Source organism: Pedobacter sp. PLR, assembly GCF_026239675.1.
GTDB lineage: Bacteria > Bacteroidota > Bacteroidia > Sphingobacteriales > Sphingobacteriaceae > Pedobacter.
Genome location: NZ_JAPIVQ010000004.1, coordinates 359,123 through 380,297, shown reverse-complemented (window position 1 = coordinate 380,297; position 21,175 = coordinate 359,123). Strand labels below are relative to the sequence as shown.

Genomic DNA, 21,175 nt, shown 5'->3' with positions numbered 1-21,175 from the left:
TTCATAGAAAAACTCTATATCAGTATAGATATTTACAGTTTGATACCGATAGTTATTATCCATAGATTTATAAAAACACTTAAATCACCGTTTATGGAAAATAACAATACGAACAAGCGTAAACTCACTACTGCATCCGGCAGACCTTATGCCGAACATGAAAATACTCAGTCTGTTGGAAGCCGCGGACCATTGCTGCTTCAAGACTTTATTCTCCATGAAAAGATGGCCCACTTTAACAGGGAAAGGATTCCTGAACGCGTAGTTCACGCAAAAGGTACCGGGGCCTATGGTACGTTTAAAGTAACACATGACATCACTCCATATACAAAAGCCAAAATCTTCGGAGCAATTGGTAATGAATGTAAAGTATTTCTAAGGTTCTCTACCGTTGGCGGAGAAAAAGGTAGTGCGGATTCCGAAAGAGACCCACGTGGCTTTGCCCTTAAATTTTATACTGAAGACGGAAACTGGGACCTTGTTGGCAACAACACACCGGTATTCTTCGTCAAAGACCCTAAGAAATTCAGTGATTTCATCCATACTCAAAAGAGAGATCCAAGAACAAATCTGAAAAGCCCTACGATGATGTGGGATTTCTGGTCGCTAAACCCGGAAAGTCTACACCAGGTAATGATCTTAATGTCTGATCGTGGTACCCCCTACTCGCTTCGTCATATGGATGGTTTTGGAAGTCACACTTACTCCTTCATCAATAAAGACAATGAACGCGTATGGGTAAAATTCCACTTTAAAACACAACAAGGCATCAAAAACTTTACCGGTCCGGAAGCTGACGCGATGCGTACCCAGGATATGGACCATTCTCAGCGTGATCTTGTAGACGCAATTGACCGTGGAGACTTTCCTAAATGGGACCTGAAAATCCAGGTGATGACGGAAGCCGAATCTAAAACGTTTAGATGGAACCCTTTCGACCTGACTAAAGTATGGCCACATGGCGATTTTCCACTGATAGATGTAGGTGTACTTGAATTGAATCAAATCCCAAGAAATTACTTCGCTCATGTAGAACAGGCCGCTTTTGCGCCTTCTAATACAGTAGATGGTATTGGTTATTCTCCGGATAAAATGCTCCAGGGACGTATATTATCTTATGCGGATGCACATCGCTACCGCTTAGGAGTAAACTATGAGCAAATCCCTGTAAATGCTTGCCCTTTCATGGTAAACAATTACCATCGTGATGGACAAATGCGCATTGACGATAATGGAAACGACGATCCGAACTACTACCCGAACAGTTTTGGGGATGTAATTCCTGATGAAAGCTATAAAGAACCAGCCTGGGAATTAGATTCTAACGTTGCCGATTGGTACGATAGAAATGCAGGTCCTGGTGATGACGATCATTATACGCAGCCAGGCGACCTTTACCGCAAGGTAATGAGCCCGGAAGACCGTACAAATCTGGTGAACAATATTGTTGGTGCTATGAATGGTATCAGCGGCCCTAAAAAAGCACAGATTGTTAATTTACAGTTGTGTCATTTCTTTAGAGCAGACATTCAATTGGGAATGGCTGTTGCAAAAGGTCTTGGTGTGGATGTAGAACAGGCCATGCCGGTTAGGCATTAGTCAAAAATCCTTGTTGCAAAACCGTATTCTACGAAATTGTTTCAAATGAAATAGTCTCCAATGAAAAAGCCCCGTCTAAAATCAGACGGGGCTTTTCATTTATAATCAGATTACAATCTTCTGCGTTCTTTCTCTTTCATGATCAAACCAAGCTCTCTGCTCGTTTGTCCGGCAATGGAAGTGTTTTCCTGTGCTCTTCTGAAAAGATATGGCATAACTGCTTTAATTGGCCCGTAAGGAACATATTTAGCCACATTATAACCAGCATCAGACAAGTTAAAGCTTAAATTATCACTCATTCCCAATAACTGTGCAAAATACACATGAGGATGGTTGTGATCTACCTTGTGCTTATCCAACAGGTCTGCAAGCACTCTACAGCTGTCTTCATTGTGCGTACCACAAACAATAGCGATCTCCTCAATATGAGCCATGCAATAGTTTAATGATTCGTCATAATCTCTGTCGGAAGCCGCTTTATTAGGTTGAATTGGTGATAAATAACCCATTTCTTCCGCTCTTCTGCGTTCTTTCTCCATATAAGCACCTCTTACCATTTTCACACCAAGGATATAACCTGCTGCTTTAGCGATCAAATGATCTGCTTTCATATCAGCCAGTTTATCATGACGGTACATTTGATAAGTATTGTAAATGATAATACGTTCTCTATTGAATAAACGCATCATATCAATTGCCAGCTCATCAATCGTATCCTGAATCCAGGTTTCCTCTGCATCCACCATGATTGGTACGTTTTTATCATAGGCTACCCTGCAAATCTTTTCGCATCTCGCTTTCACTTTAGCATATTCCGCTTCTTCAGCAGCTGTTAAAGTTTGTTTTGCATCTAGCTTCTCTAATAATGCGAAACGGCCGATACCAGTTACTTTAAATACAGAGATTGGAAGACGTTTGTCTCCTGCCGCTCTTTCTATCGTTCTGATGATCTCCTCACAAGTAAAATCAAATACCGATTCTTCCTCTTCTCCTTCTACAGAATAATCCAGAATGGTACCTACATTTCCGACAGCAAGTTGCGCAATGGTGTGTTCACACTCCGCAATTGTTTCTCCGCCACAAAAATGTTTAAAAATAGTTGCCTTGATGATTGATTTTATAGGCAAACCTATGTTCAGGAAAAAATTGGTAATTGGAGGACCAACTTTTGTTAAAAAATTACTGCTGATTACTTTAAAAAGCCAGTATCCAGCGTTTAGGTCTGAATTGGATTTATTACGAAAAGCGACCTCAGTGTTGTCAAAGTTTAATGTTTTTTTGGGGAAAATTTCCATTTAAGTCGTATGGTTAGTCATATTGCATGCAAAAGTATAAATTCCACGGCTATCCATGGTACAAGACTTTATAAATAATTGTAAATTTGCAGGTATAATGATAGAATTCAAATTAGAAGGTGAGTTTATTCCACTCATTCAGTTGCTAAAAGCAACTTCACTAGTACAAAGTGGTGGCGAAGCACAAACGGTTGTAGAAGACGGTTTGGTAAAATATAATGGTAAAGTAGACTTTCGTAAGCGATTGAAAGTACGCGTAGGCGACGTAATCAGCTTTATGGGTCAACAAATAAAAGTAATTTAATGAACGTTATAGAAAGCTCAGGCCATAACATTCATTTTGAATCGGAACTTGCGCCATTAGCACAAATCATAGAAGAAGGTAACTACAGTAAGGTATTTATCTTCGTTGACAGGAATACTTCGGAATTTTGTCTGCCCTTGTTACAAGGAATGCTGGACGACTATACCAACTTCGACCTGATTGAAACCGATCCTGGAGAAGAGAACAAAAACATTGATTTTTGTATTGGTATCTGGAAGACCTTATTAGATTTTGAAGCAGACCGCAAATGTTTGATGATCAACCTCGGTGGAGGTGTGATTACAGATATGGGTGGTTTCATTGCTTCAACTTATAAAAGAGGCATTGATTTCATCAACATCCCAACCACCTTATTGGCACAAGTAGATGCTTCTGTAGGCGGAAAAACTGGTATCGACATTGATAATGTAAAGAATATGGTGGGTACTTTTGCCCTTCCACAAGCTGTATTTATCGAAACGTCCTTCCTGAAAACGCTTCCTGAAAGAGAATTGCTATCTGGATTTGCAGAAATGATCAAGCATGGTTTGATTGTAGATGCGGATTATTATGAGCGTTTAAAGGCTGCTGACTATAAAAACATCGCTCCTGTTGAAGTTTACCGTTCGGTAGAAATCAAGAATGAAGTGGTTACTGAGGATCCTCAGGAAAAAGGTCGCCGTAAAATCTTAAACTTTGGTCATACCATTGGTCATGCGGTAGAAAGTTATGCCCTGATCAACGATAAAGCGCCACTTACCCACGGGGAAGCTATCGCGATAGGCATGGTTGCGGAAGCTTATTTATCGAGCACCAACAACACCCTGACTAAAGAAGAACTGGAAGACATTACCAGATATATTCTAAGTATTTACCCTGCATATCACATCAAAAAAGAGAGCTTTACCGACCTTTTAGGTTTCATGCAGAGCGATAAAAAGAACGAACATGGACAAATTATGTTTTCTTTACTAAGTAAAACAGGGGCTTGTGATTATAATTGTATCGTTACAGAACAGGATATTCTGGAGGCTTTAGCTTACTATAATAATCAGGCTAAATAAGGTCAGAAACCAATTTTAGCTGCGTTTTTTAGAAAAAAAATATTAGACTTCGGGAAGCAGAAACAGCTAATGTTTTGTAATACAACAAATAACACCCGACACACCATAAATAATTTTTTTAAAGAAAGTATTGACAAATTAAATTTTGTTAGTACATTTGGAAAAACGAAAACGAAAAAACAATCGAGATGAAAAATGTTACTACATATTGGTTTGGTTACTTTTACTATTTTAGTAAGAGCCGGGACTGATATGCAACATGAATCATAAGATAAGAGTGTATATGAAAAGTCCCGGCCTAAAGCCGGGACTTTTTTTTTAACCCAAAAATTTAAACCCGCAGAAGCAAACAAAAACAAATCTTCCGCAAGCTTAAAGAACCACAGAAATTCAATCAGTCAAAATGAAACAGAAAAAAACAAGAGTAGCAATTCAAGGTATTAAAGCGTCATTTCATGAAGAGGCCGCTTTCAAGTTCTTCGGAAAAGACATTGAAACCATAGAATGTAATTCTTTTAAGCAGACTTGTGAAAGCCTGGAAAACAAGCAGTCTGATTTCGTGATCATGGCTATTGAAAACTCTATTGCAGGAAGCCTTTTACCAAACTACACCCTGATCCGTGAATACAATTTCGCAATCGTTGGTGAAGTTTACCTGCCGATTCAATTGCACCTGATGGCTTTACCAGGTGTTAAATTTGAGGACATTAAGTTTGCAACTTCCCACCCTATTGCGATTCGTCAGTGTGTAGATTTCTTCGATGACTTTCCAAATATCCAGGTGATTGAAAGCAACGATACAGCGGCTTGTGCAAAACGAATTAAAGAAGAACAATTAACTGATACCGTAGCTATCGCAAACACCTTAGCTGCAGAATTATACGGACTGAACATCATCGAAAGAAGAATCGAGTCTAACAAAAAGAACTATACCCGTTTCCTTGTGTTAAAAAAAGACAAAACAGATGATTTGGCGGAAATCAATAAAGCATCAATCTGCTTCCAGGTAGGTAACCATGTTGGAGCTTTATCTAAAGTGCTTAACATCTTTGCAGAGCAGGATGTGAACTTAACTAAGATCCAGAGTATGCCGGTTCTTGGAAAAAGAAACGAATACTACTTCTACGTAGATATGGAATGGACAAACAATGAGCAATACGACAAAGCCATCCGTCAAACGCTGAAGTACACCGTAAACTTCAATATCATGGGAGAATACATGAGAAACGATAAAGTATAATAAATAGATAACCCTTCATAAAACATACAAAAATTAAACCCCAAAAAGATGAAATTACAATTGAACATCCAGCCAATCAGTACTTGGTTGAACACCAACAACGAACCACTAATCATTTCAGGACCATGTAGTGCAGAAACTGAAGAGCAATTATTAACTACTGCACATTTATTAGCTGCAACAGGTAAAGTATCTGTACTTAGAGCTGGTATCTGGAAGCCACGTACACGTCCGGGAGAATTCGAAGGTATCGGAAGCATTGGATTAGAGTGGTTAAAAAGAGCAAAAGCAGAAACAGGTTTACCTACAGCAGTAGAAGTTGCCAATGCAAAACATGTGGAAGAAGCTTTAGCAGCTGGTGTAGATATCCTTTGGATTGGTGCACGTTCAACTGTAAATCCATTCTGTGTACAGGAAATTGCTGACGCTTTAAGAGGTGTTGACGTTCCTGTATTGGTTAAAAACCCTGTTAATCCTGATCTTCAATTATGGATTGGCGCATTAGAGCGTATCAATGGTGCTGGTATCACTAAATTAGGTGCTATTCACCGTGGTTTCTCTTCATTCGAGAAAAGCTCGTTCCGTAACGAACCAATGTGGGAACTTGCTATTCAATTGAAAACTTTATGTCCTGATCTTCCGATCATCAACGATCCAAGTCATATCTGCGGTAACCGCGAATTAATCCCTTACATCTCACAAAAAGCACTTGATTTAGACATGCAAGGTCTAATGATTGAGTCACATGTTGACCCTTCAGTAGCCTGGACAGATGCAAAACAACAAGTTACTCCTGCTGCTTTAAGCGAGTTAGTAGAGCGTTTAACTGTTCGTGAACCAGAATCTCAGAACGAAGTATTTGTAGATCAATTGGCTGACTTACGTAAGCAAATCGACAAAATCGATGATCAATTGTTACAAAAACTAGGTGAGCGTATGGCGATCGTAGGTAAAATTGGTGAGTTCAAACGTGATAACCAGGTAACGATCTTACAGGTTAACCGTTGGGATTCGATCATGAACAAAGGAAAAGCATTTGCAAAAGCATTGAAACTAGACCTGAACTTTACAGAGAAATTCTTAGAATTGGTTCACGGTGAGTCTATCCGTAAGCAAACAGAAATTATGAATGCTGGCAAAGCAGAAAAAGGTATTGCAGCAGAAACACATACAGAAGTTAAATCTTAAGAATGAGTAAGCATGCACTTGTTTCTTTTACCGGAAACACAGAAATCCATACAGAGATCACCCTTACGGGTTCAAAAAGCGAGTGCAACAGGGCATTAATCATTAGTGCTTCAAGTAAAGGAGCGGTTAAAGTAGAGAATATGTCTATCGCTGCCGATTCCGTTACACTTGAACGCATCTTAAATCAGATTTCAACCGCAACTCCACATCAACAAACCGTTGATGTGGGACCTGCGGGTACTGCCATGCGCTTTTTAACGGCTTACCTTCCTACCCTTCCAGGGCAGTTTTTGCTGACTGGTACCGAAAGAATGAAACAACGTCCGATCGGTATTCTGGCAGAAGCTTTAAAAGCAGTAGGTGCCGATATCAGTTATGCTGAAAAAGATGGCTTTCCGCCATTGAACATTCAAGGCCCATTAAAACAAACCACGGCAACTGTAAAAATTAAAGGTGACATTAGCAGTCAGTATATTTCTGCCTTGTTAATGATTGCCCCAACCCTGGAGCAGGGCCTTACTTTACAGATTGAAGGTGAATTAACTTCCCTTCCTTATGTAAACATGACCTTGAATATGTTGCAGGAAGCTGGCATCAGTCATTCATGGGATGGCCAGAATATCAGCATCAAACCACAACCTTTTAAACCTGCAACACTAGTAGTGGAACCAGATTGGAGCGCTGCTTCTTACTGGTACAGCATTGCTTGTCTGGCCACAAAAGCAGAAATCTCGCTTCCTTATTTAAAGGAAAAAAGCTTGCAAGGCGATAGCCGGATCAGGTCTATTATGACTGCTTTTGGGGTAAAAACGGCAACTACAGCTGAGGGAATCACACTTAGCTCTACAGATAAGAATTTCAGCGACGAGGTTTTAGACCTTAAAGATTGTCCGGATTTAGCACAAACGATTATTGTATGCGCGGCAGCTTTGAAGCAAAACCTTGCTTTCACCGGACTGGAGACCTTGAAAATTAAGGAAACTGACCGTGTTAAAGCTTTACAAAATGAACTTGCAAAAATTGGTGTAACTTTAAATGAGGACAACCTGGTTTATACTTTAAACTGCGAAAACCTTCATTTCCCTGAGCGCGTTACTTTCGGTACTTATGAAGATCACCGCATGGCGATGGCTTTTGCTCCGCTGAGTTTGCTGATCAAAGAAGTGGTACTGGAAGAAATGGATGTGGTGGAGAAATCATACCCTGACTTTTGGAAAGACCTGGAAAAAGCAGGATTTACAGTTACAGTGATTTAAATTAACCTATAAAACTAACGAAAAATGGCAGGTAATACATTCGGACAATTATTTCGCATCAGCACTTTTGGCGAATCACATGGTGCAGCTATTGGTGTTATTTTAGATGGTTGTCCGGCACAATTGCCCATAGATCTGGAGTTTATTCAGTCGGAACTGGACAAGCGCAGACCTGGACAATCAAAAATCACCACACAAAGGAAAGAAAGCGATACTGTTCAAATCCTTTCTGGTGTATTTGAAGGGAAAAGTACCGGTACTCCTATTGCGATGCTGATTCCGAATGAAGATCAACGTAGTAAAGATTACAGTCACAATACAGATGTTTACCGTCCTTCTCATGCCGATTATACGTATGATGCTAAGTATGGTATCCGCGATCACCGTGGTGGTGGCCGTTCCTCTGCCAGAGAAACCGCTGCACGCGTAGCTGCTGGTGCCATTGCCAAGTTGTTTTTAAAACACCAGGGCATTGAAATCTTTGCTCATGTATCAGCAGTAGGCAAGATCAATGCACCAAATCTGGAATCTTCTTTAACAATAGATGAGCTTTTAGCGATCAGAGAAGAGAACATCGTACGTTGCGCAGATCCGGCTACGGCAAAGGAGATGATCGAATGTATTGATGAGATTAGAAAAGATGGAGATACTATTGGCGGAAAAGTAAGCTGTATCATCAGAAACTGTCCGGTTGGCTTAGGCGAACCTGTTTTTGATAAATTGCATGCAGACCTTGGAAAAGCAATGTTGAGCATCAATGCGGTACATGGCTTCGAATATGGTTCAGGATTTAGCGGAAGCGAAATGAGAGGATCAGAACACAATGACATCTTCCTTGTTGGAAAAGATCAGCCTAAAACATTAACCAACTTCTCCGGAGGAATTCAGGGAGGTATAGCTAACGGGATGGAAATTGACTTTACAGTCGCATTTAAGCCTGTAGCAACGATTATGCACAATCAACAGACCATTAATGCAGCGGGTGAAGCCGCAGAAATTAAAGGAAAAGGTCGTCATGATCCATGTGTAGTACCTCGTGCAGTTGTGATTGTGGAAGCAATGGCAGCCTTGGTATTGGCAGATCAGTTCCTTAGAAATAAGAGTAGTAAACTGGATTAATCCAGCGCTAAAAAAACAGTGTGTCCTGTTAAAATATCAGATCATGCTAATCAAATGATCAAAAAAAAAGGTGTTCTGTTGAGGAACACCTTTTTTTTTGATCATACTTTTTTATGATCGTATCTTTCTAAGTACGATTAAAATATAGCGGGGAATTTAGCGGCATTATGCTCGTGCATCATTTGATAAACAGTCTCTACGATATCATCTACTGAAGGTTTAGTGAAATAATCACCATCAGAACCATACGGAGGACGATGTGCTTTTGCACTGATCGTTTTTGGCTGTGCATCCAGGCTATAATAACCCTGTTGCTCTTCTAAAATCTGTTGTAAGATAAAAGCAGATCCACCACCCGGCACATCTTCATCAACAACCAATAATTTATTGGTTTTAGTTAAGGACTGCGCACAAAGTTTATCTGTATCAAAAGGAAGTAAAGTCTGAGGGTCGATGATTTCTACAGAAATACCAAACTGAGCCAGTTCTTCGGCAGCTTCTTCTACCACTCTCAATGTTGATCCGTAAGAAACAATTGTGATATCAGTTCCTTCTTTAATCACTTCGGCTTTACCTAATGGAACAGTAAAATCGCCTACATTTTCAGGAAGTTTCTCTTTTAATCTATAACCATTAAGGCATTCAATCACTAAAGCAGGCTCATCAGATCTGAACAACGTGTTATATATACCGGCAGCCTGAGTCATATTACGAGGCACACAGATGTGTAATCCACGCAATGAGCCAAGAATCAGTCCCATAGGAGATCCGGAGTGCCATACGCCTTCCAATCTATGACCGCGGGTTCTGATAATTACCGGTGCTTTTTGTCCGGCTTTAGTGCGGTAAGATAAACTTGCCAGATCATCACTCAATACATTCAGGGCGAATAACAGATAGTCCAGGTATTGAATTTCAGCAATTGGCCTTAAACCTCTCATTGCCAATCCGATTCCCTGTCCAACAATAGTCATCTCTCTGATGCCTGTATCGGTGATTCTCAGGTCGCCATATTTAGCCTGTAGACCAGCAAAACCCTGATTTACATCACCAATAGCACCCAAATCCTCACCAAAAGCCACTAACCTTGGATCGCGGCCAAAGTTCGCATCAAAACAAGCGTTTAACAATTCTCGGCCATCTACCATTTTGCTGGAATCGCTGTATTCAGCAGGAAGCATATCAATTAAGAACGGGCTTTCTTTTCCATCGGTAAATAGTTTTGAATTGTATCTTTCTGCGTTAAGCTCACTTTGTTCATTATACCATTGCAGCAGCTCCGTTCTTTCTGTTGATAAATGTTGAACCGTTAAGCGCAATGCTTTTCTGGCGGAAGAAATCACTTCTTTACGCATTGCATCCGGCGTACCGGCCAGTTGCGCGGTAATTTTGCTGATTGCAGGATTTCCGTTAGCTACCTTATCGATCAGTTCAATTACCTGATCTTTTTCAGTTTTTATAGAGGCAAGGAACTCATCCCATGCTTCTTTTTGGGTATCACGAACCATTTTCTTAGCCGTGTTTTCCATTTCGACAAGTTCATCTTCAGAGATAATGGCTGATTCAATCATCCATTTACGCATCTGAACGATACAATCGAACTCTTTTTCCCACTCTAAACGTGCTTTATCTTTATAGCGCTCATGAGAACCAGAAGTAGAATGTCCTTGTGGTTGTGTCACTTCTGTTACGTGGATCATTACCGGAACATGTTCTGTACGGCATACATCGATTGCTCTCTGGTAGGTTTCACATAAAGCCGGGTAATCCCAGCCTCTTACTTTATAGATCTCATATCCACCGGCATTTTCATCCCTTTGGAAACCTTTAAGAATCTCAGAAATATCTTCTTTAGTGGTTTGATACTTTGCAGGAACAGAAATTCCGTAACCATCGTCCCAGATAGAGATGGCCATAGGTATTTGCAATACTCCGGCTGCGTTGATTGCTTCGAAAAAGATACCTTCGGAAGTAGAGGCATTGCCAATTGTTCCGAAAGCCACTTCATTTCCTTTTACAGAGAAGTTTTTCAGGTAATCCAGTTCTTCATTTTGTCTGAACAGTTTCGAGGCATAAGCCAGTCCGACTAATCTCGCCATTTGTGCACCTGTAGGTGCAATGTCTGAAGAACAGTTTTTCATGGCTGTCTGATCTTTCCAGTTTCCGTCCTCATCAATAGTACGGCTTGCAAAGTGACAGTTCATTTGTCTGCCTGCGGATGCAGGTTCAGCTTCAACACTAGGGTTGGCATATAATTGGGCAAAAAATTCTTTGATGGTACAAATGCCTGTAGCAAATGCAAAAGTCTGGTCTCTGTAATATCCGGAGCGCCAGTCTCCATTCTTAAAGGCCTTGGCCATGGCAATCTGAGGAATTTCCTTTCCGTCACCAAAAATACCAAACTTAGCCTTGCCCGTTAATACCTCCTTACGACCTAATAAACTGGCTTGTCTACTTTCGAAAGCTATTTTATAATCGTTTACCACAATAGTCTTAAAGTCATCAAAACTTAACTCTGAAGCATCAATAGGATTGGTAGTAGGTGTAATATCCGGCATCATAAGCAATATTAGTTAGGGCACAAAGATACATAAAATCTAAAGTATGACTTATGGCTGTTCTGTAATTTATATATTGGAATACTTTTTGATTTATGAATCAAAAGTTTAAATTTGCTTTAAATCACCATAATCATGAAAAAGTTATTACTATTATTTACATTAATTTTAGGAGTAAGTGTTGCTACTAACGCTCAAACAAAACCAGCTGAATTTAAATTTGACAAGGAGCTGAACGATTTTGGTAAAATCCCTGTAAACAAAGCTGCAACCATTGAGTTTAAGTTCGTTAACATCGGAGATCAACCATTGATTATTTCAAAAGTAGAGACTACTTGTGGTTGTACTGTTCCTGAATACACGCAGGTTCCTGTTAAAAAAGGAGAAGCGGGTACTATTAAAGTTACTTATAACCCAACTGGTGCTGCAATGCCATTTAGCAAAGCGATTACCATCACTTCAAATGCTAAAACCACTACTAAAGTTTTATACATTAAAGGTGAAACCGTAACTGCTCCAACCAAGTAATTTTATAAACGATATTTTTTATTAAGACCTCGTTATACAACGAGGTCTTTTATTTTTGCGATATGCCTAACATTTCAGAAAAAGGGTTTCAAATGCCCGCATCACCAATCAGAAAGCTAACTCCATTTGCTGACCAGGCAAAAAAGGATGGTAAAAAAGTTTTTCATTTGAACATTGGACAACCGGATATTGCAACACCGGAAGGCATGTTAAATGCCATCAAAAACATAGACTTCGATGTATGGGCTTATACGCCATCTGAAGGAACATTATCTTACAGAACCAAATTAGCAGAATACTATAATAAATTAGGTTACAATATCACTCCTGCGGATATTTTGGTAACCGTTGGTGGATCTGAGGCGATCACTATCGCTATGCAAACCTGCGTAAACGAAGGTGATGAAATCATCATTCCAGAACCTTTCTATGCGAACTACAATGGCTTTGCCTGTATGAGCAATGTGGTGGTAAAACCGATCTTATCACATATTGAGAATGGCTTTGCCCTTCCTCCTATCGCTGAATTTGAGAAATTAATCACGCCTCGTACCAAAGCAATCATCATTTGTAATCCTAATAACCCTACTGGTTACTTGTATTCAAAAGAAGAATTAGAAGCGTTGAAAGAACTTTGTCTGAAATACGATTTATTCTTATTCTCTGATGAGGCTTACCGCGAATTCTGCTATGATGGAAAAGAGTTTATCTCTCCAATGCACTTAGATGGTCTTGATGAAAACGTAGTGGTCCTTGATACCGTATCTAAAAGATACAGTGCTTGTGGCGCAAGATTAGGTTGTCTGATTACCAAAAACAAGGAAGTGATCCAATCAGGGTTAAAATTTGCGCAAGCAAGATTAAGTCCGGGTATGGTGGAACAAATTGCAGGAACCGCAGCTGTGGATACCCCTGATAGTTATTTTGAAGCCGTTAATAAAGAATATACACTTCGCAGAGACACGATTGTAAAAAGATTGAACGCTATTGAAGGTGTTTTTTGTCCGAATCCAGGTGGTGCATTTTACGTGGTAGCAAAGTTCCCTATTGATGATGCTGATGTATTTTGTCAGTGGATGCTGGAAAGCTTTGAGCATGAAGGACAGACCGTTATGATGGCTCCTGCTACAGGATTCTACTCAACTCCAGGTTCCGGAAAAAACGAAGTGAGAATGGCATATGTATTAAATACTGATGATATTAACAAGTCTATGGATTGTCTTGAAATTGCATTAAAACAATATCCTGGTAGAACTATGGCATAAATTTCGTAGATTTGTGTTACTAACACATGGGGCCGTTTTGGATTTGACAGGGTGGCGCTACGTATGTTAGCATGCAGTGCGTTGTACGGAGAGCACTTAAAAGAGAACGTTCACACTATAATTGGCGAAAATAACTACGCCTTAGCTGCCTAATTTAGAATTTCGCTAGCTTTTGTCCCTCTGACTGCTGCATTGTTAGGTTAGAATATGGGGCATCGAAATAACAATGCTGGCTGCTATAAGGTATGGTATAGCGGCGAGATAAAATACCTAAGGAAAAAGACAAGGTAGGTTTCCGGCCCGTCTGCTCCCGACAATAAATTGGAAAACAAGCATGTAGAAGGCATAACTTAACACACAACTGGACAAGGGTTCGAACCCCTTCGGCTCCACAAAACAGGTCGGCAAGACATAAACTTGCCGGCCTGTTGTTGTTTTAAGGCTTTTCGGTCTGCTCCTGCTACTTTTAGTTGGCCCTGTATTGATCATTAAATTTCATATTCCTGCCTGATGATTTTCCTGCACCAAAATTATAGCTTATACTAGCCGTGAAACTCCTGTTATCATAGTAATTGTTATAGTATTGTACAAAGTCATTGTAGATCAAATGCCCTTTACTGATGTCCCCTTTTAGTAAATCACTTCCCCGCAGGTTAAAAGTTAATTTATCCTGGAATAAGTTAAACCTTGTTCCGAGGGTGAGATTAGTTAAGGGTCGACTTTCTACGTTTGATTCTGTACCTGATAATATATGACGGAAATTCAGGAAGAATAACCAGGAGTTTTGTTTTGAAATAGTAAAAGTATTATTGATAGAATAATTAGCAGACCAGCCCTCTAATGGCGCGACTTCACGATAACTACTCGCAGCCTTGGAATAAAACCCAACCGTAGTTACTGATAAATTCCATTTGGATAGAATATCTCTCTCAAATGACATATTGAGCCCAAGGTTTCGAATGGTATAAATATTTTCCATTTTTGTCTCTTTTATTCCTTCCTCAATTTTTATGATGGAGCCAAATGCATTTTCCTGTTGTGTACCAAAAACGCTAGCCGTAAACATGCCATCATATAGGTAATTAAATTCAAGATTATGGCTGATGGATGGCTGTAGAAGTGGATTACCTACAATGTATATATACGGGTTAGAATACCATTTAAAAGGATTCAGTTGACGCAGTCGGGGACGGTTAATCCGTTTGTTATAATTTAGTGTATATGTATTACTATTAGTCTTATACATTAAATTAAGAGTCGGAAATAATTTCCCGTAATTTGTTGTATAATTAGTGTTTCCGGAAGAGGCAGAAGATTTTAAGTCAGTGTATTCATACCTTAACCCTCCTTTTACAGTCCAATAATCATTTAGGTTTTTATTTAAGGAAAGATAAGCGGCATAGTTATCCTCAATCAATTGAAATTGATTATTTCCATCATTATTGAGCTCATATTGATTATCTCTAAATTCCAAGTACTTTATATCAGAATTGTTGTCAAATCGTGTGAATTTCAATCCAGACTCCAGGTTTACCCATTTTGCAGGCAGCGCATAATCTATTTGCCCCGACAAGACCTTGTACCACAATCCGCTTGTATTTAAAACACGTAAAGTATTCACGGTGTTATTAGTTACAAATTCAAGATTGGTTTCTGGTTTATTATTAAAATAGTTAAGTGCAAAACTAAGCCTGGAACCTATCGAGTCCAGGACAAGATCATCATACACACTTAGTACATGGATATCTGACGGATTCTTGTAGGAGGAGCTAGTAGTAAGCAATGAATCCAATACAGAACCCGTTAAATAAGAAACCTTGTTTGTACTTTCGTAGGTGTTCCTGGTATTGCTGTAGTCATAGACTAAACCTATGGTGTTTCTTTTAGATGTTTTAAAAGCCATATCTATATTAACCCCTAAATTCTTGTTGTTGTCTACCCGGTCTGTATGATTATTGAGCGCCTTTCCAGTATTAAATAATACATCTTGGTTTTCATAAACCCCCATATTTCTATCGGAATGCCTTAACCCTAATGAGCTCTGAAAATTAGTAGTGTTATAGTTTAAACCTAAATTATTCTGATATGATTCTTTTGAATTCTTCACAAAAGTTGTAGATAGATTACCACTAAATAGATCTTTAAGCACTTTCTTTGTGACAATGTTGATTAGCCCACTGTTTCCCTCTGCATCATACTTAGCTGGTGGAGAAGTTATAACTTCAATTTTTGAAATATCATTCGAAGGCAATGTCCGTAAATAGGAGGCCAACTCTTGATTTGACATTTGAAGGATTCTGTCATTTATCATAACCTTTACAGATCCTTTTCCGATTACACTAACTCCCTGATCATTAGCAGAAACTAACGGAGTATTAGCTAAAACATCTAAAACATTTGTTCCTGAACTGTAGACCGATTTCTCTACATTAAAAACCAATCTATCCACCTTTCGCTCAATTAACTTCCGGCGACCGTTTATAGCAACCCCCTCCAATACAACAGTTTCATTAATTTTTATCTCCCCCATGTCTGTATCCTGATTCAAAAAAATATCCTTCTTTAAAAGCCTAACGCCAAACTGCTCTACAACAAAAACATAATTACCTTTTTCGACAATTATAGAAAACCTACCTAAACTATCTGTTACAGCTTTTCCTGCGATAACACTATCACTCCTCAATAATAAGGCGTTGACATATTTAATGTTATTTTGACTATTACCAACAACCCTTCCCTTTAAAGTGAAATTTTGAGCCAAACACGCTCCAATATCCACAATAAAAACAAAAATGAATAATAAAAATAAAAACAATCTACTGGACATACATGATATTTTCTATATCGTAAAGCAAAGGTTTTTTTTCAGAAAAACAATATAATTTTGATATAAAAAACAGAAGAACACCTCAGGCAAATCAATCACAAGATATTTGACCTTATGTCAAAAAAAATGAAATTCAGAGGCTAAATATGTTAAAATGGGTAATTACAATTTAACGGCACAAATGTATACAGAAAGAACCTTAGCTTCGCAAACCTAACTTAAGGCGCCTTACCTGGTAACTTTCAGACTTTCAAAGTATGTTGTTGTTTTAAGGCAGATCAGTTATTTACAAAAAGATATGAATTTAAACGAATTAAGAATTGGCAATTACGTTTTTACAGACGCTAAGGGCTTAAATGACATCGCCAGTCCTTGCGAAGTACTCGGTATACTGCCAGGTCAAAAGATAGCCTACAAAACAGAGATTGCAATGGTAGAATGCAGTCAGGATCAGGTTAAGCCTATCCTATTGGACGCTGACTGGCTGGTTAACAAACTTGGTTTTAAAGACAATGGTGGTGGTTACTTTCAGCATGAGGATTTCAATTTCTTCCTATTTCATGTGGCAGAAGATGAGTATTATGACTGCTATAAGCAAGTACCATCAAATGATGATACCGGAGATTTTAAAACACTACAACACGTTCATAAATTACAGAATCTGTTTTTTGAACTGTTTGATGAAGAGTTGATCAATAACGATTAAACAAATATCACAAAGCCCTTCATCTTACACTGCCCCCAAATAGTGTCTAACTTTTTGGGGGCAGTGTATCTCTGGAGGGCTTTGTAATTAAAAAAATTGAGGGGGATGTTTAAAAATTAGTGATGTGCTTTTAATGCTTCTGCATGTCCGCCTCCAATATGATGCTGTCCTTGAACAACGTTGATCACATAATCCGTTGTGTGTACCCTTCCTTCGGCCTGAAACTGTATCCAGCCTCTGTAAACACCTGGTTTCGGAAAGGAAGCATGCAATTTATACCTTCCGTTTTCCACCTCAGGATGAGCATGGATATATGCTTTATCCTCAGCGCTGATTAATACGACATGGGCTTTTGCTCCTAAGAAATCATCTATTGTTGCCGGATCAATTTCTGCTCCATCCTTTTTCAGGATACCATCAATCATCATGTGGCCGCTTGTAAACTTACCCTCATCCGCAATCAGAGAGATGCTATAAGCCCCTGAATTTCCAGTTAGTTTTTCTTCCCGATATATAGCAGGAGATGGCGCGGAACCCGGGACATATACTTCCAGTTTACTAACCACCTGGGGACTTCCCTCCGGCTTATAGTCCGCAAAAAGATAAAATTTACCACTGGCAGGGAACGTTGTTTTAACCGTATAACCTGCGATAGTTTCTACCGGATGAATGTGGTTAAAATACGAAAGGTCTTCATTCACGATGATCAGGTGAATTTTCTGTTCATGCGACAATTCTAATTTTACCGGTTTTTGAAGCGTTAAGGTTAAACTGGTTTCTTGTTCCGGAACAATGTGTTGTGGCTCAGTACTGAGTTCCATATTGTATTCGCTATTTTCCATATCCTTATTATTTAGAATGTGATTACTGGAGAATAAGCTGCTCCAGGGAGCAACTTATTCTCTGATTTACTATTTTTAATTTAAGCGGTCTGCAATAAAACCGGCTTCATTAATTGCAAAAATGATGGAGCTTTCATCCACCTCATCGGAGACAACAGTCAATATTTTTTCCGGTGTTTTCACGTCTACTTCCCAGTTGTCTTCTCCTATGGCCTCATTCAGAATCGGAGAAACTCTTGCCAGGCATCCCGAACATTTGATGTTCGTTTTAAATTTTAATGTTTTCATTGATGCTAATATTTGTGTTAATGTATTTTGTTGAACTATTCTTTTAATCTTATATCCCAGTCGTGTTACAGCCCTGGTTATTTTCTCGACAGAGGTTAACAGGGGTTCATAGGAGATGACCATAACACCTGGCAGTACCGCAATCAGATATGCTCCGGGAGTCTTTAATACGGAAAGTGTTACTGTTGAAATGCAATAACCATCCTTCAGGTCGCTGATGTCTAAACCTAGCAGTTTCATTTCCCGGACAATTTATTGATCAACCTTATATCCCATCTTTTCAATCTCCTGAATAATGGTTTCTGGTTTAACTTTCTCCGGGTTATAACTTACAGTTGCTTGTCCGAATTCGATATTTTCAATAGCTACACCGTCTTGTCTAACTATTATATTTCTTACTACGCCAACACAATGAGCACTTGCCATTCCGCTTATCTTTAAATTAAGTGTTTCCATAATCATTAGTTTTATAGTACAAAGTTATCTCCCGGGACAGGTACAGCTTTTACACAATTGCCGCAATATTTTATGAAATTTTAATCAAACTCGATGGTAATATCCTCAGTCAGAGGGTAGCTCTGGCACAGCAAAATCATGCCTTGCGCGACTTCCTCTTTCGTTAGCGCATAGTTTTTAGCCATCCTAACCTTTCCTGAAGTTAATATAGCGACACAGGCACCACAACTTCCTGCTCTACAGGAATGCCCGAAAGCAATCCCCTCTTTTAGTGCAGCAGTCAACAACGTTGCTCCCGGCGCGATTTCAATCAAATGAGTTTGCTCATAAAAATGAACCAGTACTTCGCGTGTGATCTCAGGCAGATTTAGCTGTTCCGCAGGTACCTCCTCCTCAGTAAATCGTTCCATAAAAATCCCTGTTTCGGGAACATGTAAAGATTCTAATGCCTCCTGATAGATTTTCATCAGCCCTGAAGGCCCGCAAAGAAAGAATTGACTGTCTGCTGGTTTTCCGGTAATTGCCTTCATCAATAGCTTTTTGACCAGTAACTTGCTCAATCTATCCTCAATTAAAGTTCCTGTGAACATAGGCTTTGCTCCATCCTGCTGTGATAGGGAATGGACCAGGCTTAGCCGCTCCTTATATTGAAGTGTTAATGCTTCAATCGCAGCTGCAAAGATCACGTCGGGCCAATTCCGGTTTGCATAAATTAAGGTAACCTTAACCTCAGGTGATTTACTTAATAAGGACTTAGCAATAGAAAGAAGCGGTGTTACGCCACTTCCCCCTGATAATAACACCACATCCTTACATTGATAACTGCTTTTAAGCGCAACAAATGAACCGTAAGGCCCTTCTATTTCCAATTCGCGGATTTGCTCCGCATTATCAACGAGGTAATTACTCAGCAGTCCATCTTTTACCCGTTTTACAGTGATGGCAGGATAAGGGTCAAGATCTGGTGAGGACGACAAAGAATAGGAACGGGTTATTTTCTCTCCATTTACCACCTGGCTGATATTAATAAATTGCCCGGGTAAGTATTTGAATTTTGATCCTGATATGTCAAATTCAAGGGTTACCGCATCTTTTGTCTCCCTGATCACTTTATGGCATGGCCAGATCATTTTATACCTTTTCATTTATTTGAATGTCTTGATGGAAAAAACAGCGATTAATGCGCCTAAGCCACTTACTACAGCCGCAGATTTAAATGCAGTACGGAAACTTTCATTCAATAGACTTATATCTGCTGTCCCCCCGGCCTGTACCATATCCGTTTTTGAGGCTATAATCGCGACGATAATCGCAAGTCCCATCGCCGAACCAATCTGATAACTGGTATTCACCAGGCCAGAAGCCAGTCCGGTTTCTTCCGGTTTGGCGCCCGACATGGAAGCGATCGTTCCGGGAATATAGGCCAGCGACATTCCCAGTGCTCCTAACAGCGATGCCGGTAATACGTTAACCATAAAAGATCCATCTACGGGAACCGTACTAAAAAGAATCAGGGAAGCCGTAAGCGCTATAAAACCAGCGATAAGGGTGCTTTTAAAACCAAATTTTGCGACCAGCTTTCCGGTAACCCCCATCATTAGGATCATGATGGCAAAGGTCATTGGCAGTAAGGCAAGGCCGCTATGGAAAGCTGAATAATTCAATACCTGTTGTAAATAAAGATTCAGGAAAAACCATAGTGGAATCCATGCTCCTGCCAATAGGCCCATCACCAGATTACCGCCTGAAAGGTTAGGCACCTTGAAAATAGATAGGGGTACCAATGGCTCCTTTTTGTTTTTTTGTACGACAAGGAAGACGATAAACAGCGCTACCGCTAAAGCCAGTAGTCCAATGGTTTGAAGCGAAGCCCAGCCCGCAGCTTCAGCAGAAACAATAGCATACACCATCAGGATTAATGCTGCTGTAGCCAGTACAGCGCCAAGAACATCTACTTTTCCTTTTCGCGTTGCGCCTTTAAGTAATAAACCAGGGCTTAGTGCCAGCACGATCAGGCCCAAAGGGATATTGATCAGGAAAACCCATTCCCAGGAAAGCCATTGCGTAATCGCACCACCAAAGAATACACCGGCAGAACCACCTGCCGCAGCGGCAGCACCCCAGAATCCCAGGGCTTTATTCAGTTCTTTTGGGTCAGTAAATTTGGTTAAAACCAGCGTTAATGCTGCTGGCGCGATAAAAGCAGCACCAAGACCCTGCAATGCTCTACCGGTATTTAAAATGGCTTCTGACCAGGCAACTCCAGCTAAAAGGGAAGCAGCCGTTAAAATTGCAAATCCCCACATGAAAACCTTGCGGGAGCCAAACAGGTCGGACAAACGGCCACCTAAAAGCAGGAAACCGCCAAAAACAATAACGTAGGCATTAAATATCCATTGAAGTCCGGTTTGCGAATAACCCAGATCGGTTTTGATGGCCGGTAAGGCCACCCCTATGATGGAGGTATCCATAATTACAATGAACTGAGCCATACATAGCAAAGAAAGTGCTGCCCATCGCTTGGCGTAAGGCAGCACTTCTATAATTGGTTGTGTTTTATTTCTTGACATAAATTTATTATTTGTGCCAAAATTAGAGAACACCGCCTCCGGGATTTTATACAATTACCGGAATATGTTA

At 39.8% G+C, this 21,175-nt stretch carries 18 protein-coding genes and 1 other RNA gene; 11 read left to right on the top strand and 8 right to left on the bottom strand.

Annotated features, from left to right (window positions below; translation table 11 throughout):
- Window positions 1–93 precede the first annotated feature (93 nt).
- Entirely contained in the window at window positions 94–1,599 is a 1,506-nt protein-coding gene (locus OQX61_RS12230) for a catalase (protein WP_265841982.1), read from the top strand.
- A gap of 110 nt (window positions 1,600–1,709) precedes the next feature.
- On the opposite strand, the gene OQX61_RS12225 is transcribed toward OQX61_RS12230, so the two are convergent.
- Window positions 1,710–2,894: a proline dehydrogenase family protein gene (locus OQX61_RS12225; protein WP_265841981.1), complete on the bottom strand. Its 1,185-nt coding sequence runs from the start codon at window positions 2,892–2,894 to the stop codon at window positions 1,710–1,712.
- Between the two features lie 97 nt (window positions 2,895–2,991).
- On the opposite strand from OQX61_RS12225, the gene OQX61_RS12220 reads away from it, so the two are divergent.
- The 6 genes from OQX61_RS12220 (at window position 2,992) to aroC (ending at window position 9,065) form a co-directional block, all read left to right on the top strand.
- Complete coding sequence (locus OQX61_RS12220) at window positions 2,992–3,198, top strand: RNA-binding S4 domain-containing protein (RefSeq protein WP_265842157.1); 207 nt, start codon at window positions 2,992–2,994, stop codon at window positions 3,196–3,198.
- Window positions 3,198–4,262: a 3-dehydroquinate synthase gene (aroB, locus tag OQX61_RS12215; RefSeq protein ID WP_265841980.1), complete on the top strand. Its 1,065-nt coding sequence runs from the start codon at window positions 3,198–3,200 to the stop codon at window positions 4,260–4,262. The genes OQX61_RS12220 and aroB overlap by 1 nt, the downstream gene beginning before the upstream one ends.
- Before the next feature lie 403 nt (window positions 4,263–4,665).
- Complete coding sequence (locus OQX61_RS12210; protein WP_265841979.1) at window positions 4,666–5,502, top strand: prephenate dehydratase; 837 nt, start codon at window positions 4,666–4,668, stop codon at window positions 5,500–5,502.
- A 48-nt stretch (window positions 5,503–5,550) separates the two neighbouring features.
- On the top strand, window positions 5,551–6,690 hold the full coding sequence (locus OQX61_RS12205; RefSeq protein ID WP_265841978.1) for a chorismate mutase: 1,140 nt from the start codon (window positions 5,551–5,553) through the stop codon (window positions 6,688–6,690).
- 2 nt (window positions 6,691–6,692) lie between these two features.
- Window positions 6,693–7,946 (top strand): 3-phosphoshikimate 1-carboxyvinyltransferase, encoded by a 1,254-nt coding sequence (locus OQX61_RS12200; protein ID WP_265841977.1) that lies wholly within the window; start codon window positions 6,693–6,695, stop codon window positions 7,944–7,946.
- A gap of 24 nt (window positions 7,947–7,970) precedes the next feature.
- Window positions 7,971–9,065: a chorismate synthase gene (gene aroC, locus OQX61_RS12195; RefSeq protein WP_265841976.1), complete on the top strand. Its 1,095-nt coding sequence runs from the start codon at window positions 7,971–7,973 to the stop codon at window positions 9,063–9,065.
- 137 nt (window positions 9,066–9,202) lie between these two features.
- Here aroC and OQX61_RS12190 read toward each other — a convergent pair whose 3' ends face one another.
- Complete coding sequence (locus OQX61_RS12190) at window positions 9,203–11,626, bottom strand: alpha-ketoacid dehydrogenase subunit alpha/beta (RefSeq protein WP_265841975.1); 2,424 nt, start codon at window positions 11,624–11,626, stop codon at window positions 9,203–9,205.
- A gap of 132 nt (window positions 11,627–11,758) precedes the next feature.
- On the opposite strand from OQX61_RS12190, the gene OQX61_RS12185 reads away from it, so the two are divergent.
- From OQX61_RS12185 to ssrA, 3 genes are all read left to right on the top strand, one after another.
- Entirely contained in the window at window positions 11,759–12,151 is a 393-nt protein-coding gene (locus tag OQX61_RS12185; RefSeq protein ID WP_265841974.1) for a DUF1573 domain-containing protein, read from the top strand.
- Window positions 12,152–12,213: 62 nt separating this feature from the next.
- Window positions 12,214–13,416, top strand: a complete 1,203-nt coding sequence (locus tag OQX61_RS12180; RefSeq protein WP_265841973.1) for a pyridoxal phosphate-dependent aminotransferase — start codon at window positions 12,214–12,216, stop codon at window positions 13,414–13,416.
- Window positions 13,417–13,444: 28 nt separating this feature from the next.
- Window positions 13,445–13,811: a transfer-messenger RNA gene (ssrA, locus tag OQX61_RS12175) on the top strand.
- A gap of 71 nt (window positions 13,812–13,882) precedes the next feature.
- Here ssrA and OQX61_RS12170 read toward each other — a convergent pair.
- On the bottom strand, window positions 13,883–16,243 hold the full coding sequence (locus OQX61_RS12170; protein WP_265841972.1) for an outer membrane beta-barrel family protein: 2,361 nt from the start codon (window positions 16,241–16,243) through the stop codon (window positions 13,883–13,885).
- 298 nt (window positions 16,244–16,541) lie between these two features.
- On the opposite strand from OQX61_RS12170, the gene OQX61_RS12165 reads away from it, so the two are divergent.
- Window positions 16,542–16,949 (top strand): hypothetical protein, encoded by a 408-nt coding sequence (locus tag OQX61_RS12165; RefSeq protein ID WP_265841971.1) that lies wholly within the window; start codon window positions 16,542–16,544, stop codon window positions 16,947–16,949.
- Window positions 16,950–17,065: 116 nt separating this feature from the next.
- On the opposite strand, the gene OQX61_RS12160 is transcribed toward OQX61_RS12165, so the two are convergent.
- The 5 genes from OQX61_RS12160 to OQX61_RS12140 all read right to left on the bottom strand — a co-directional run bounded on the left by OQX61_RS12160 (window position 17,066) and on the right by OQX61_RS12140 (window position 21,105).
- Entirely contained in the window at window positions 17,066–17,791 is a 726-nt protein-coding gene (locus tag OQX61_RS12160) for a hypothetical protein (protein ID WP_265841970.1), read from the bottom strand.
- 75 nt (window positions 17,792–17,866) lie between these two features.
- Window positions 17,867–18,319: a heavy-metal-associated domain-containing protein gene (locus tag OQX61_RS12155; RefSeq protein ID WP_265841969.1), complete on the bottom strand. Its 453-nt coding sequence runs from the start codon at window positions 18,317–18,319 to the stop codon at window positions 17,867–17,869.
- Window positions 18,320–18,331: 12 nt separating this feature from the next.
- The gene (locus tag OQX61_RS12150; protein WP_265841967.1) at window positions 18,332–18,535 is read right to left on the bottom strand and encodes a heavy-metal-associated domain-containing protein; all 204 of its coding nucleotides are present in this window, start codon (window positions 18,533–18,535) and stop codon (window positions 18,332–18,334) included.
- 80 nt (window positions 18,536–18,615) lie between these two features.
- Window positions 18,616–19,680 carry a ferredoxin--NADP reductase gene (locus OQX61_RS12145; protein WP_265841965.1) on the bottom strand — a complete coding sequence of 355 codons (1,065 nt, stop codon included), beginning with the start codon at window positions 19,678–19,680 and terminating at the stop codon, window positions 18,616–18,618.
- Window positions 19,681–21,105 carry an MFS transporter gene (locus OQX61_RS12140; protein ID WP_265841964.1) on the bottom strand — a complete coding sequence of 475 codons (1,425 nt, stop codon included), beginning with the start codon at window positions 21,103–21,105 and terminating at the stop codon, window positions 19,681–19,683.
- Window positions 21,106–21,175 lie beyond the last annotated feature (70 nt).